Here is a 14,747-nt window from a genome sequence, read left to right as displayed (position 1 = left end):
CTTAGAAACTCTGAGAATATAAACAAAACACTATTCAGCCAGACGTTCTGGGCCCCCATGAGGTTCAACAACAGCGGAAAAAGGGTCACCGAACACCGGAAAGAGATCAGGCGGAAAACTTCCTGGCAGAGCGCCAGTTTGCTCGCAAAAGGCTTCCCTGTCAGAAAGCACCATGCTGAGGCAAAAAGCGACAACAGCAACAGGAAATCGAGAATAAAGAACAGCAGCAGAACGCTATCCCCACCACCAGAAGGCCCGTTTCCTGTCGCAATGAAGGAGAAGATATCGGATACAAAGGGGACTCTGTCATGGCGTACAGACTGCGCACAGTAGATCGCAACAGCCAGCGCATCCATCGTTCCCCAGAAAATGAAAACCTGCTTTTTAACAGTCATCATTGCTTAAGGAAGCTCACGGTTTAACGACATCACTGACTCACCGGCGCGGGAGGCCATTTACCACCATGCTGAATAAGCGCGTCCTTAATTTCAGTCAGTTTTTGATATTCGTCACTGCCCTCTTTCGCCCGGTTCAGATAACGCTGCAGCTGGTTGGCCATTGTCCAGCCATTATCCGCCTTGATCTCAGCGTTTGCGCCACGCTCCAGCAAAAGCAGGACATGGTCGTAAGAGTGAAAATCCAGCGCGGCGATCAGCAACGTATTACCCAGTGAGTTGGTGATATTGATATCCGCTCCGCCATCAAGCATCGCCTGGAGCGTATCGGTGTTTTTTGCTTCGAGGGTTTCGAAGATAATCGGTTCCCCAAACGTTTTGTCCTTCGCATCCGGCGGTAATCCGCCCTCCAGCATCGCCTTTATCCAGACGCCGCTGTCCGCTTTCAGGACAAATTCTGCAGGACTGCTCTCCCCCCGAGGTCGTGGCTGCAGTGGATCTGCCCCCGATTTGACCAGCGCGGTAATAATCTTTAATTGATCCGGTGTTTTCTTATCGTTAATTGAATTCATCACCGCCCAAAACAGCAGCGTCATGTCCTCTTTACCGGGCGTATTAAGGTCGGTTTGCGAAGCGAGCTTAACAACTTCATTCACCTCACCGGCCTCAATGGCACGCGCTAAGGTGAGCTGCTGTCCGCTGAAGTAATTGTCTGGTTTCAAATCCATATTTTGCTTGCACCCCTGCACCATTAACATTAAACAAAGCGCTATCCAGCCAGTAATCAATGATTTCACGCGCGACTCCCAATAATAGCGATGTCTTCATCCTTCTGTTGCTCAATACAGTTAATTGCCTGACCAATTCCATGGCGATCCAGAGCGCCCCCCGTTCCCCCCGGAAGGTCGTGTGCAATCCCGGCAGCGTCAGGCATGACGGCAGAAAGCTCTTCTTTGGCTATCAGCGCCGGCACGTGTCCTTTAACCGTTTTGAAATCTTCCCAAAGGTTAACTTCCTGAATTTTTGTCAGCAGTTCACCTTCAACCCGGTAAGCCTGAATATTTTCCGTACTGCCCAGCAAACTTCCGCCGTATTTCTCTACGGTCCCAGGATGCAGTCCGGCCGCGTTGAAGGTCCATCCCGGCATACCGCTGGCCATCGAGGTCGCAGAGGCTAATCCGCCCCCCAGCGAGTGACCCGCGATGTCCACTTGTTGTCCGGATTTAGAGAGTTGTTCGCCTAGCCCCACCGCTCTTTTGTAATAATCTGACGCCATGCCAAGCCCTTGCGCACCGTTATTTTTCCAGTCAGCCATGTTCTTCATGGGGAAAAATTCGGGTTGCCGTGATCCTCTGAAAACCAACGTTGGGTTCATATCACGACCAAACACCTCTGGGTCGGGTTGATATACGCGGGCCAGAAAATCAGGAGAGGCTGTATTGTCAAAAAGGGCTTTGCGGTTTAGCCCAAGCTTCTTCAGCGCGGCGGCATCATTACTGATATCCTTCCACCCCTCCGGTACCCCCGGCGTGGTTTCCAGCGGGTTAACGGTCTTATAAACATTTTCCGCAAGCTTCGCTTTCTCCACCGCAATGTTATTCGCCGCTAACCGCTTAGCCGCGATCTGCGCATCCGGATAGAGACTGTTGCTGCCCTTCGCAATCAGGTCCTTACGGGCCTGCCAGCGTTCGGCTTTGGTCATATTCTGCAACTGAGAGGCATAGGTTTTACCGTCTTTGCCCGGCGTCGGCTGGTCAGGCACCTGCGCCGCTTTGGATTTCACCACCTGCGTCGGCAGCTCCGTTGGCGCAGGGCGGGAACCATAGGTGCGCACCATCGTTTCGTAACGATCGACGATATTGCTTACCGGGTACCAGCCCAGCCCGGTGAGCGAGGCGGCCTGAAGCCGCCCCTTTGCGTTGATGTAAAAGATTTCCGTTACCGACGACCAGCTGCGAAAACTCTCGTCAATCGCCACGATCCTGCCCATATCGAGATCCTGCGCAATCAGCTTGCGCGTATCGCGCCCGGACTGATAGGGATTTGCGCCAGTGATGGATCGCAGTAAATCGTAGCGCGTGAAGAGTGAGCGCAGCGAATGGTCTGGCACCGACATAATCCACTGCCCGGCGACGGACGGGCGGATAATTTTCGCAAAAAGCGCTGGCGCAACGTTCTCGCTGAACAGATAGACAAACTTAATGTTATACATTCGCTCCGTCCTGTACCGGCCTGACTTACGGATTTACCAGCCAGGTGCCCGGCTTAACGATATCCAGCGTCTGGCTACGCGTTCTTCCGTTGCCCTGCAGTTCAATCTTCGTCTCACCGGCCGGCAGTTTGAGCGACGCATAGCCGTTATTTGCCGGACGCAGCGCTTTAGGCTCGCCGTTCACCTTCAGCGTTTCGCCATCGAGAATACGGATATAGACCAACGCAACCGGGCTCGCAACAGGCGGTGGCGTTTGTTGCGCTGTCGCTGGCGCAGTGGCCTGCTCGCTCACCGTCGCCGTTTCTGGCTTCACCTCTGGCGCGTTTGCGGCGGTTTCAGCCGGACGCGTTTCTGTCGGTGCCTGCGCAGCCTGCTCGGGCACGTCATGGCCACTGCCGCTGAACAGCATCGCGCCGGCGACAACGCCCACCAGCACGCCCGCGGCAACCATGCCTGGGATCTTGTAACGACGCCAGTCGAGTGCCGACGCCGGTTTTTCCTCTTCCACCGGGACCAGCATCGTGCCGGGCTTTTTCGCCGTCAGCACGTCGTTAATACCGGCAACCGGCATCTCAATCAGCGCGGCGAATTCGTCAATAGACTGAGGACGGTCCTCCATGTGCAGCGCCAGCGCGCGGTCAATGGCCTGCAGCAGCGGAATGGAGTAGCCCTGCGGCATGATTTCCACCAGCGGCTTACAGGTGTCCTGAATGGAGCGCACCACGCTGACCGGCGGCGGCGATCCCACGATCAGGGTACGCAGCACGGCGCCGAGGGCGTAGATATCCGTCCACGGACCCTGCTCGCTTTCGTTGTCGTCGGTGTACTGCTCAATTGGCGCAAAGCCCGGACGCAGCATGGTCTCGGTTTCGTCAGAAAGGTTACCGATGGTGCGACGCGCGGAGCCGAAATCGAGCAGAACCGGCAGGCCGTTATCCTGGATCTGGATATTATCCAGAGAGATGTCGCGATGCAGGTAACCTTCGTCGTGGATGGTCTTGATTGCGCCAAACAGCATCGGCAGCGTACGGCGGATCCAGGCTTCGTTAATCAGCTCCGGCTTTTCTTCACGCAGGCGCGACAGCGTGGTGCCGCTGTAAAACAGCGTCCCCATGTAGGCCGTGTCGTTTTGCACCCAGAAGCGCAGAACGTGCAGCAGGTTCGGGTGGTTAAAGCGCGCCAGCAGACGCGCCTCCTGAATAAAGCTGTTCAGCCCGGCGGAAAAGGCTTTGCCAAAGCGCTCGCTGCGCAGCACCAGGGTCATGTCGTCGCCGCGCACGGCGAGCGAGGAAGGCATAAATTCTTTGATAGCGATAGTGCGTTCGAGCTGGTGATCCCACGCGCGATAAACGATGCCGAAACCGCCGCCGCCGATCACCTCTTTGATTTCAAACTCATTGAAGCGGTACCCGACCGGGAGCGCGTTTGGGACAGTCCGATTGTTATCATTATCCGTCATCTTTTACAGTTCTCTTGATGATTATTACGCGGCAAACTGACAGTGAAACTCGCCCTGCTCACAGGTCACATGCAGACGTCGGAACTGCTCGTCGCTGCGGCTGGCGGTAAGTAAAATCTGGCTCATCTGAGGCAGCAAGGTATTGGTCAGGATCGCATCCACCATGCGGCCGCCGGACTCCACCTCGGTACAGCGCTGAACAATCTGTTCCACCACGCTGTCGTCAAACTCAGAAATGATGTTGTGATTCTCTTCCAGGCGACGCTGGATGCGCCTGAGCTGCAGGCGAACAATTTGCCCCAGCATCTCGTCGCTGAGCGGGTAATACGGCACCACCAGCAGACGGCCCAGCAACGCCGGTGGGAACACCTCCAGCAGCGGCTGGCGCAGCGCGCCGCTTAACGCCTCCGGCTCCGGCATCAGCTCCGGGTCGGCACACATGGCGCTGATCAACTCGGTGCCCACGTTAGACGTCAGAATAATAATGGTGTTGCGGAAATCAATATGGCGCCCTTCGCCGTCTTCCATCCAGCCTTTGTCGAAGACCTGGAAGAAGATCTCATGCACGTCCGGGTGCGCTTTTTCAATTTCGTCCAGCAGCACCACGCTATACGGGCGGCGACGCACGGCCTCGGTTAACACACCGCCCTCACCATACCCTACGTATCCCGGCGGTGCACCTTTTAAGGTAGAGACGGTGTGTGCTTCCTGGAATTCACTCATATTGATGGTAATGACGTTCTGCTCGCCGCCGTACAGCGACTCCGCGAGCGCCAGCGCGGTTTCCGTTTTGCCGACGCCGGACGGGCCGCACAGCATAAAGACGCCCACCGGTTTGTTCGGGTCGTCCAGCTTCGCACGGGAGGTTTTCACCCGGCGGGCAATCAGATCCAGCCCGTGACGCTGGCCGATGACCCGCTGGTTCAGCGTGTCGGCAAGGTTCAGCACCGCGTCGATTTCGTTGTTCACCATCCGGCCCAGCGGGATCCCGGTCCAGTCAGAAACCACTGCCGCAACCACGTTTTCATCCACCGCGGCGAACAACAGCGGTTCGTCACCCTGTAAGGTTTTCAGCGCCTGCTGCTGCTCCGCCAGCTGGTCGTGCAGCCCGGCGCTCTCTTCATCACCGGCCGCAAACAGCGCAGCACGCAGGCGGATAATTTCCTGCACCAGGCTGCGCTCTTCCTCCCAGCGCTGGGCCAGGGTGTCGCGTTTTGTCTCATACGCGTCACGCTCTGCGCGTAAGGCCGTTACGCGCCCGGCGTCACCAGCCCCCACCCGCGCTTCGCGTTCGGCAATCCCGATTTCTACGTCCAGCGCGGCAAGATGGCGCAGGCAGTCTTCAAGCTGCGCCGGCGGCGCGCTCTGGCTGACCGCGACGCGGGCACAGGCGGTATCGAGCAGCGCAACGGCTTTATCCGGCAGCTGACGCGCAGGAATATAGCGATGGGAGAGCTTCACCGCGGCGCTCACCGCTTCGTCGAGCAGCAGAACCTGGTGGTGCGTCTCCAGCGGCGATACGGTACTGCGCAGCATCAGAACGGCTTTCGCTTCGTCCGGCTCATGAACCTGCACCGTCTGGAAACGACGGGTCAGCGCCGGATCTTTCTCGATGTATTTTTTGTATTCCGCCCAGGTGGTCGCCCCGATGGTGCGCAGCTGACCGCGCGCCAGGGCGGGCTTCAGCAGGTTGGCGGCGTCACCGGTGCCCTGCTGGCCGCCTGCGCCAATCAGGGTGTGGATCTCATCGATAAACAGAATGATCGGCGTAGCGCTGGACTGCACTTCATTGATTAATGCCTGCAGACGGGCCTCAAATTCGCCCTTCATGCCCGCGCCGGCCTGCAGCATGCCGATATCCAGCAGCCACAGCTGTATATTTTGCAGCGGCTCCGGTACGTCGCCGTCAGCGATACGCAGCGCCAGCCCTTCCACCACCGCCGTTTTACCGACCCCGGCCTCCCCGGTCAGCAGCGGGTTGTTCTGGCGGCGACGCATCAGAATATCGACCATCTGGCGGATCTCTTCATCACGCCCGACAACCGGGTCAATCTTCCCTTCGCGGGCGCGGGCGGTCAGATCCTGACCGTACTGGGCCAGCGTCCCCTGAGCGGCCGGAACCGCCCCCGCCGGTGCGTCAACCGCGGCAGCGGCCTGCTGCGTCTCTTTGCTGTTGGCGCAAATGGCGTCGAACTGCTCAATCAGCACCTCGACGTTTAGACGGGTAAACTGCGCCGAGATGCTTTTCAGCACGTTGGCCAGATTCCAGGTTTTCAGCAGGCCAATCAGCAAATGGCCGCCGCGAATACGGCTGACGCCAAACTTCAGCGACCCGTAGACCCAGGCGCGTTCCACGGCGCTGTCGATATGTTCGGAGAGATCGGAAACAGAGCTCGCTCCGCGCGGCAGGGCGTCCAGCGCGGCAACGATATCGCGCGTCAGCTGCTGTTCGTCGAGGGCAAAGTGGCGGATGACCTGCTGCAGATCGCCATCCTGCTGCTGCATCAGCTGATGCAGCCAGTGCACCAGCTCCACATACGGGTTGCCGCGCAGCTTGCAGAAGGCGGTGGCGCTTTCCAGAGAGGTAAATAACAGCGTATCCAGTTTGCCGAAAAGCACGGCACGGCTAATTTCTGACATGTTAGTTTCCATTAACAATGATTCGGTATACGGAAGGATTACCGCTCTGCGCGATACACCAGATCGCCACGCGGGACAGGCTGAGGTTGATGACCCAGCCAGGTGTTATAGCCTAATCGCCCGGTACCGCCGAGCGAGGTGCCCTGCACCGCGTCTTCGCGCAGGATCACCCGTGTTTCCCATTCAAATTCCACCCCGGCATACTGGCGCACCCAGTCGCGCAGTTCGGTGACCCAGGCTTCGCCCGGCAGGAAGCGGTTGTACTCCTCCGCGCTCAGCGGGCCAATCTCGATGCGAAATTTATGCTGCACGTCGCGTACCGCAATGCCCAGAAAGGCGGATTCACCCAGGCGCGGCATGCGCCGACCGGCTCCCAGCTGCGCCTGCTCGCGCGCGGAGAGCGGCATCCACTGCGGGACGTTGCTCACCAGTTTGACCGGTGCCTTAAAGTAATGACGCAGGATCTTTTCCAGCCCCTCCGGATCCCGCCCGTGACGGGTCAGGTGCCCGGCGTGGGTAAAGCGGGCATGCGCGCTGAGGCTGCCTTTGTTCATTTGACCCGGCTGTCCCATCCCAATCAGCGACGCCAGATACCTCTCAAAGCGTCTGTTGTCGGGGCGATCAAGGGAGACGGCGGGCTGCGCATCCGCCCAGGCGCGATAAAACAGCAGCGTCAGGCGATGATGGAACAGATCGGCAAAGGCGCTCAGGCTGCTGTCCTGATGATGATGAATACGCTCGCGGGCGTACTCCGTCATGTGGACCGGCAGCGGGCCGTTCGGGCCAAACAGGCCGAAGCTGAGGATAGACACCTCATGCAGCCCGCTCCCTTCGCGCTGACGCACCTGCGCCACCGTGGAAGGCGCAAAGCTCATCGATGGCTGCTGGCCGATGCGTAACGGTTCAAATTTCGGCAGCGGCGCGCGCCCCAGCGGATAGCGCTCGCCGCCCTGGGCATCAATGCGTCTTAACAACTGGAACAGATCGTAGCGCCACGGCGTTTCGCGAACGCCGCGCCAGAAACTGTCCGGCAGCGGCGTGAGGCGGTGTACGCGCAGCGGTGCGGCAGCAACGTCACTCATAGCAGCGCCCTTTTACCCATCCGCGGTGCCCAGTAGCCGATCTCGCCGCGCTGCTGGCTCTTGAGGGTAAATTCCGTGAAGCTGTTAATGGACACCAGCCGGGCAAAGAGACGCTCCAGCACGCTGCCGAAAAGCCAGGGGCTGGCACCGGAGAACGCCCGCTCATCTACCGTCAGGGTAATGCCAATCCCGCGGGCGAAAACGACCGGGCCAGGCTCCGGTACGCGGCGGTGAACCGGCTCCAGCACGCAGTGTCGAACCCCTTCCACCTGACGCGCAACTGGCGTCTCAGCCAGGTTGGCATACAGCCCTAACAGCTGACGCAGCGCGGCTGCGCCGTCTTCGTTATCGCTGTCCATCAGGCTGAGGTAGTTCATCTGCAGCTGGCTGATGAGGCGCCAGGTGCTGAACCCTTCAGCCAGCGCCGGACGCGGCGGCGTCGGGCCTTTACGCAGGGTCAGGGATTTCACCGGCATGGAGTCAGCCATAATGAACTGCCCGAGCTCCTGCTGCAGCATCAGCGGCAGGTCACGGCTGGTGCAGAGCACCTCGGCAGAGATGTAGCGCAGGTTCTCCTGCCACGGCGCGTGCTGTTCATCCACCAGCGACACAAACACCTCAGAACCGATATAGCCGGTACGGGTGCCGTAACGCAGGGCATGTTCAGAGAGCACGCGCTGTTCCCGGCGCAGTGAAAAATAGGCTCCGTAGTTGCCCGCGTCCCCGCTCCAGGTGCTCCAGAAAGGACGAAACGTCTGGTCGTCGCGCTGCCCGTCGGCGCTGCCGTAGATTTTATTCACCGCGTAAATTTCATAGTCCAGCGGGCGAATGTTATCGACCACCAGATGATATTCATGCTGACCTTCGCTCAGCTTCTGCCGGGCCGCCACCTTCGGGAACAGGTTGATCACCGGCGTGCAGTGCAGGGCCATATGGCTGGTGTCGACCACGCGCTCCAGCTGTTCATCCGACTTATCCAGCAGAATGAAGATATCGAACGCTTTTTCGCTGTCACAACGCTGCACAAGCGTGCTCAGTCCGCTGAGGCTGATAAAGCGGAAACGGGCCGGGAAGGCGAAATACTCCTGCAGCAGACGGTAACCGTCAAAGTTGCGCAGATCGTCCGGGAGCAGCGCCTGATCCGGCTCAAAGCCCTCCTGGCGCAGCGCATCCGACGGGAGCAACTGCCGCTGCGGATGCGGGCTGACCGTCTGGCAGACGATCCCGGCATGATGCTCCATCACAAGCTCCAGCAGCTTCAGCGCTTCAATGTCCGGACCGCTGAGAAAAAGCTCGAGGCGGTCGAAATCCAGATGACCAAGGTTTTGCGGGCCGTCGCAGGCAATGCGGATGCGTAGCGCGCTGTTGATACCGCGCTGGCTCAGACCCAGCTGCGCCAGCGGCAGATCCGCCGGCACGCCGCCCAGCTCAACCTTGTCGATTTTCAACGGCAGCAGATTGACCTCGTGCGCCGTGGTGTAACTGCAGGTTACGCCGGTTTTCTTCAGCGCCAGGCTGTCCATCATGGTGCCGCGCGGCACAATGAAGCCGTTGCTCAGATCGCCACGGCTGCTGTCAGGTTCAATTTGTGCAATCGCTATCGAGGGGGTCGGCGCAAGGTAGTTCGGCGCTATCATCTCCAGCAGACGCTGGGAGAAACGCGGAAACTCCGCATCCATTTTCATCTGCACGCGGGAGGTCAGAAACGCGAACCCTTCCATCAGGCGCTCAGTATACGGATCCGCCACTTCGATGCCGCGCATGCCCAGCCTTCCGGCGACTTTCGGGTAGCGTTCGGCAAACTCGGCCCCCATTTCGCGCAGGTAGGCCAGCTCACGGTTGTAATAGTCGAGCAGTTTACTTTCCATGATTACCCCGCATCTTTCAGTTCAAAGTGGCCGTTTTCCAGATCGACATCGGTGCGAAACAGGAACTCCAGCGGGTACGGCACACACCACAAACGCCCTTTTATCTCGATGGAGAGCACGTTGTGCAGATCCAGCGAGGAGGTATCCGACACGCAGCGGACCTGCAGCCCCTGCAGCAAAATACGCGGTTCAAAATTGATGATGGCCTCGGTGAGTTTGCGCTGAATGTCATGCCATTCGATATCCGACATGCGCTTCCCGGCCAGCGGTGCAACGCCGAAGTTCACCACCGAGCGGCTCACGTGCGGCAAGGCGCTCAAATCGCCGGAGGCGTCATGGTTGATGGTGTTAAACAGCCACTGCAGATCCCGCAACACGTTGCGACGCAGCGCGGCGTGGGTAATCAGGTTGCTGTTAGCCGGCTCGCGTTTTTTCTCCGGGTCGTTATCGGTGAGACGATCGAGCAGCGAGGGCTGCATTTTGTCGCGCGCCCCCACCTTCTCCTGCTTGCTGCGGGCTTGCCAGCCGCTGCGCAGCAGATCGCCTTCGCCAGCGGGATTACTCATCGGCTCCATCCGTTGCAAACGTCACGAGGCTTAACGACAGCAGCGGGCTTTCGCTTTGCTCGCTCAGCCAGGCCTTCTGCCCCATTCCTTCGTACAGGGTGCCGTCATCGTCGAGCGGGCGCCAGTCGGTGGTGCGCCCCAGCTTGACCGCATCGCAGGCATCGGCCGCAAACGGATAGCGCGCCGGGATCTGACACACCTGTTCCGTACCGTCGGTCAAACGCACCAGCGCATGACGCCAGACCAGGTCAGTAACGCTGGCCGGCGCCTGGAAACGGATCTCCGCGATAGCGTTAAACGGCAGCCAGAAATAGCGGCCGTTCACCAGGGTTTCGCAGACGGGGCCCAGACGGGCATCACCGTCCATCAGCCATTCGAACGCCTGCGTCTCTTCGTTTTCGAAGGTCAACTGACCGGCGTTCGCCTGTGCCTGTTCAAGGGCTTCCAGACGCAGCGCGTGGGCGCGTTCGTCGCTTTCGTTAAGCGCTGCGGCAAGCGTCGCGAGCCACGGCCACTGGGTTTCAGGCATGGCAGGACGCAGCGCACCCGCCATCACCTGCGCGCGCTGCAGTTCGCCCTGAATGGCCTGCTCCAGCAGCGTGACGGTGGGCTTCGCCTGAGGCTTCAGCGCCAGCCAGCTCTTCAGCTGGGTCAGGGCCCGTGACCAGTTGCCGCTGAGGGTTAAAAACTGCACGAACGCGGCGCGGAGATCGGCGTCTGCAGGACGGGCTTTGATTTCAGCCTCCAGACGCGCCAGCGCCTCGTTGAGCGACTCACCCGCCAGGTGTTGATAGAGCGTATTCATAGCCATTCCTTAATTCGCCGCGCGCCATGCGCCAACTGCCGGATCCCGCAGCTGAGGACGCAGGGTGTCAATCAGCACAATATTCAGCGGGGTGCCGGGCGCAACCCAGGCGCTCCACGTTTTTTTCACCGCGGCGATACGCGCCTGCAGTTTTGCATCGTCGCTGGCGACTTCGCGCGAAATTTCTACCGCCACCGTGCCGTTGCTCTTCCAACTGTTCAGGGCGTCATCGTAAGGCAGGATCATCCAGCTCTGGTCGCTGTCAGACGTGCTGAAGACCATGCGCTCTTTGTTGACGGAGGTGATCAGGGCGTTTTCCGGGTCGGCGTTTTGGTTCAACCCGGTCACCGGGAAGCCGTGAATGTAGGTCACGGCCATCTCTTTCTGCCCGCCGTTGCGGGACTGGGAGATAACAGTGTGTCCGCTCAGCCAGCTGCCGTTACCGCAGCGGGTGGTCTCAGAATCCGGAATGAAGAGCGCCGGTGCGGATGCACCACCTTCCCAGAAGGTGCGCAGATGGCAGCCGTCCTGTAGGGTAAACTCCTGCCACGGCGTGCGGTCGGCGGGCGCAGTCTGGGTAGCCACATTCTGGTCTGGCGGGAGTAATGCGCCGCTGGCAGCGGTTTCGGTCGCGGCAGTCGCAGCCTCCGCCTGTTTCACCACCAGCGCCCAATCCTGCGCTTTGCCTGCCGTGCCCTGTGCCAGCGTCGTGCCCGCCGGATCGTTGAGCGTCCAGCTGAGTTTATTGAGTTTGCTGCACTGGTGCTCCAGCAGCGAGCCAAGACGCGGGACAAAGTTTTCCAGCACAGAGACGTCTTTCTTGCCGTTCGCCACGATACGCAACGCCACCTCTGGCTTACACCAGCTTTGCGGGGTGTTGTCTTTGATGTTGTCGATCCAGATATCCAGCTTCTGCGCAGGAGACTGCACGATGCGGAAATTCTCAGCCTGAGCGGTGGAGGTCACCACCAGAAGTGCCAAACCCGATAGCCAAAGTTTCATAGCGTTCCTTGTGTGTCTAATCAGTTCCGCAGGGAAGAAATTGTGCTGCATCAGAGAGGGTGTGCAGCAATGTTGTATCCTGAGGGTTGCCCATCCATACCGCCAGGGCGGTATAGTTATCCTGAGCATTCCCCTCCTGTTCGCCATTCTTTTGAATGATTTGGTTCATTAAGGTCAGCCACTCCTGCGGCGTATTGACCATATGCAGCGACTGCTTCATTTGCTCTTCGCTGACGCCGTGCCAGAAGCCGTCGGTGCACAGTAAAAACGCATCGCCGTCTTCAACCTGCACTACGTCGCTATAGCTCGCTTCTGGCCCACCGTTTTCAATCCCCAGCGCCAGATACAGCAGGTTGCTGTTCAGGTTATCGGTCTGGTGCCCGGCATCTTTCATCTGCTGCACCAGGCTGTGGTCGGTGGTGACGTGCCACAGCCAGCCGCGACGAAACAGGTACAGGCGGCTGTCCCCGGCGTGCGCCCAGTAGGCCAGCCCATAATCCCGGTCAATGAACAGGCTGACCAGCGTCGTGCCCATCCGGCGGTAGTCCTGCACGGCCTGCTGTTCGCTGAGAATGGTGCGATTCGCGGTCTGCACGTAGTCGCGGATATGCTGCGCATTAAGGTGTTTGTTGCCATCGAAGCGGGAGATAATGCTGTTGCGGGCCAGTTCAGCGGCCACCTCCCCGCCCGGCAGGCCAGCGATGCCGTCGCAGACGACAAAGCAGGCTGAGCGTTCCCCAATGGTTTCTCCCGTCTGATCCTGGTTACTGGCGCGCGTCCCCTGGCGGGAGAGAGAAGCCGTTGCGATATTCATTTGTCTTCCGATCCGCTCTGTGAGTCTTTGTACTGATTCACCTCCATGTCATAGGCATGAAGGAAAGCTTCGCCAAACAGGGTGTGGAAGTCATCCTCGATCTCACCTGCCGTCTCGCCGTAGCTGCGAACAAAATAGTCCCACAGGGCGGCTTTGCGGCTTCCCGGCAGCGCCAGGCGAGAAGTCATGCCGTTCTGTTTCGCCTGCTCTTCCAGCTGTTCCGGGTTAAAGGACTGGAGCATCGCGGCAATAATGGCGCGAATACCGGAGATCATCCCCAGCTGGTGCGCCTGCAGATCGATCAGCGCGTCGCGCACGGATTTCGTCGGCGGCATAAAGCCCGGCATGGGGGTACCGAACATCTGGATGAGGACGGTTTTCCCGGTCGGCAACAGCTTGAACGGGTTGTTAGCGTCGTCCAGCACCATTGTCATGTCGGCTTTGACGCCACGCTTGAGGATAGAGCGCGAGGAGAGCAGCGCCACGGTTCCCTGGGAGAACATACCGAGGATCTGCCCCAGCTGACGCATGTTTTCCCGGTCAAACTGCGGCACCGGCTGCATTTCGCTCAGGCCCATACCTTCCAGCAGCGCCTCCAGCAGCTCGCCCTGCAGCACTTCGCCCTTCTCACCGTTGTTCGCCGTGGCGCCGGGTGAGGCGGCGTTATTGACCGGATCGATACGCAGCCGTCCCTTGGGCGCCTGACTGCTACTGCGCGCAACGGCCTGCGGTGTAGGCATAGTGAAGCCTGCGTAATCCTGTCGCGGGGGTGCTTCTTCAGCTCGCGGGGCTTCCTGCGGTTCAGGGGCGAACAGCGGGGACCCGGCCAGCACGTCCTCCTCCGGCTCAGGTTCCGGCTTTGGCTCCGGCTTCTGGTCGGCAATCTCGTCCGGATGAGTTAACGGCGCCCCGCCCATCAGCCCGAGCGGGTCATCATTACGGGCGGCTGGCGCGCTGGCCGCCCCCCCAAACAGGGCCAGCGGGTCGAGTTCATCCGTCGCCTCTTCTGCTGGCGCGGGTTTGCTCTCTACCGGTGGCACCAGGGTTGAAGGGGTGACGTCATCAAAGATGCTCTCTTTTTTGAACAACGCTTCATCGCTGAACAAGGTATCTGGATCGACGTTCTTACGCTCAAGCTTCGGATCGCTGTCATTGAACATCGCCAGCGGATCTTCGGCGTTACGCTCCGGTGCGGCGGGCTGGGAGAAGGGATCGTGAGACGCCGCAGGCTGCGGTTTCGTCCGGTTGCGGGAGATGCTGTCGGAGATGGAAAACTCCTGCATCAGGCTGTCCCAGATTTCCGACGGCACGGCAGTTGGCTCAGCCTTACCGCGCGGTGCGGCGCTTGCCGGTTTCGGCTGCGCAACCGGTGCTGGCGCAACGGTCGGACGAGCCTGCTGCTGCATGCTGGCGGCCATGCGGCTCACCGGCTGGGTGTCGTGGATAAGCTCGGTCACTTCGATGCGGTAGTCATCAATGCCGAGAATGTCGCCATCCTGCAGCTCAACCTGACGGCCCCGCTCCAGCGGAATGTCATTTAATACCACGCGGGTGACGCTGCCACGGTTGGTGACGCGGCATTCGCCCTGGGCGTCAACGTGAACAATGGCCTGCAGACGCGAGATGGTGCGGTCATTGTCCGGCAAGACCAGATTGTTATCCGTACCGCGCCCAATGGTGCCGCCCGGGGCGTAAAAATCACAGCTGCTCTGCGGCGGCTGATGACCGGGTTTCGTAGAAATAATCGTGAATCGCATGGCGTATTCCTGCTGGTATGATTAGCGCTCAAACGCTGCCGCTCTCGGGGGTGAGAACGGCGGCGTTTGGGGGTTAAGGCAAAGGACAGTTTAAATATCGGGCATCATTTGAAACGGTTCTTTTATCGCCCGGTAGCAACTAGCACA

General features: G+C 59.5%; 12 protein-coding genes. All 12 read right to left on the bottom strand.

From position 1 onward, the window contains the following. On the bottom strand, positions 1-398 hold a 398-nt coding region (locus tag C5687_RS22070; RefSeq protein ID WP_202911310.1), incomplete at its 3' end, for a hypothetical protein. A gap of 29 nt (positions 399-427) precedes the next feature. Further along, positions 428-1,153: an ankyrin repeat domain-containing protein gene (locus C5687_RS22065; protein ID WP_286089153.1), complete on the bottom strand. Its 726-nt coding sequence runs from the start codon at positions 1,151-1,153 to the stop codon at positions 428-430. Positions 1,154-1,188: 35 nt separating this feature from the next. Beyond that, positions 1,189-2,607, bottom strand: a complete 1,419-nt coding sequence (locus tag C5687_RS22060) for a Tle-like phospholipase domain-containing protein (RefSeq protein ID WP_104557948.1) — start codon at positions 2,605-2,607, stop codon at positions 1,189-1,191. Positions 2,608-2,632: 25 nt separating this feature from the next. Further along, positions 2,633-4,066 (bottom strand): serine/threonine protein kinase, encoded by a 1,434-nt coding sequence (locus C5687_RS22055; protein WP_104557946.1) that lies wholly within the window; start codon positions 4,064-4,066, stop codon positions 2,633-2,635. 24 nt (positions 4,067-4,090) lie between these two features. Continuing rightward, positions 4,091-6,706, bottom strand: a complete 2,616-nt coding sequence (gene tssH / locus C5687_RS22050) for a type VI secretion system ATPase TssH (RefSeq protein ID WP_104557944.1) — start codon at positions 6,704-6,706, stop codon at positions 4,091-4,093. Positions 6,707-6,744: 38 nt separating this feature from the next. After that, positions 6,745-7,788, bottom strand: coding sequence for a type VI secretion system baseplate subunit TssG (gene tssG / locus C5687_RS22045; protein WP_095451125.1), 1,044 nt, complete (start codon positions 7,786-7,788; stop codon positions 6,745-6,747). Next, the gene (gene tssF, locus C5687_RS22040) at positions 7,785-9,656 is read right to left on the bottom strand and encodes a type VI secretion system baseplate subunit TssF (RefSeq protein ID WP_104557942.1); all 1,872 of its coding nucleotides are present in this window, start codon (positions 9,654-9,656) and stop codon (positions 7,785-7,787) included. Before tssF ends, tssG begins: the two co-directional genes overlap by 4 nt. Positions 9,657-9,658: 2 nt before the next feature. After that, positions 9,659-10,222 carry a type VI secretion system baseplate subunit TssE gene (gene tssE / locus C5687_RS22035; protein WP_104557939.1) on the bottom strand — a complete coding sequence of 188 codons (564 nt, stop codon included), beginning with the start codon at positions 10,220-10,222 and terminating at the stop codon, positions 9,659-9,661. Further along, positions 10,215-11,027, bottom strand: coding sequence for a type VI secretion system accessory protein TagJ (locus C5687_RS22030; protein ID WP_104557937.1), 813 nt, complete (start codon positions 11,025-11,027; stop codon positions 10,215-10,217). The genes tssE and C5687_RS22030 overlap by 8 nt, the downstream gene beginning before the upstream one ends. Before the next feature lie 9 nt (positions 11,028-11,036). Beyond that, positions 11,037-12,029 carry a hypothetical protein gene (locus C5687_RS22025; protein WP_104557936.1) on the bottom strand — a complete coding sequence of 331 codons (993 nt, stop codon included), beginning with the start codon at positions 12,027-12,029 and terminating at the stop codon, positions 11,037-11,039. Positions 12,030-12,045: 16 nt separating this feature from the next. After that, positions 12,046-12,843 carry a PP2C family protein-serine/threonine phosphatase gene (locus tag C5687_RS22020; protein ID WP_025760036.1) on the bottom strand — a complete coding sequence of 266 codons (798 nt, stop codon included), beginning with the start codon at positions 12,841-12,843 and terminating at the stop codon, positions 12,046-12,048. Continuing rightward, complete coding sequence (tagH, locus tag C5687_RS22015) at positions 12,840-14,600, bottom strand: type VI secretion system-associated FHA domain protein TagH (protein ID WP_045285511.1); 1,761 nt, start codon at positions 14,598-14,600, stop codon at positions 12,840-12,842. Before tagH ends, C5687_RS22020 begins: the two co-directional genes overlap by 4 nt. Between the last annotated feature and the right edge of the window lie 147 nt (positions 14,601-14,747).

It is taken from the genome of Enterobacter sichuanensis (assembly GCF_002939185.1).
Taxonomy (GTDB): Bacteria; Pseudomonadota; Gammaproteobacteria; order Enterobacterales; family Enterobacteriaceae; genus Enterobacter; species Enterobacter sichuanensis.
Note: the sequence above shows the minus strand (reverse complement) of the source record. Positions and strands in the feature narration are given on the sequence as shown.